Raw genomic sequence first — 266 nt, 5'->3', positions numbered from 1 at the left:
CCGAGGACCAGGGCGCCGCCAGCGTCCAGTTCCGCCTGCCCGCCGGCGCGACCCAGGCGCGCACCCAGGAAGTGCAGCTCGCGGTCGAGAAATATCTGCGCGAGCAGGAGGGCAGGAACGTCCGCACCATCTTCACTGTCACCGGCGGCGGCGGCGGCGGCGGTGCCAGCGGCCAGAATACCGGTCAGGGCTTCGTCAACTTCGTCTCGTGGGACGATCGTCCGGGCAAGGAGAACAGTGCCGACGCGATCGTCCAGCGCGCAGCC

The 266-nt window shown here is 70.3% G+C and carries 1 protein-coding gene; it reads left to right on the top strand.

Annotated features, from left to right (window positions below; genetic code table 11):
- Positions 1-266: efflux RND transporter permease subunit (locus Ga0451573_RS19265; RefSeq protein ID WP_231685809.1), on the top strand; the 266-nt coding region annotated here is incomplete at both ends.

It is taken from the genome of Phosphitispora fastidiosa, from assembly GCF_019008365.1.
GTDB lineage: Bacteria > Bacillota > Thermincolia > Thermincolales > UBA2595 > Phosphitispora > Phosphitispora fastidiosa.
The sequence above is the reverse complement of the archived record's forward strand: the minus strand, read 5'-3'. Positions and strand labels throughout refer to the sequence as shown.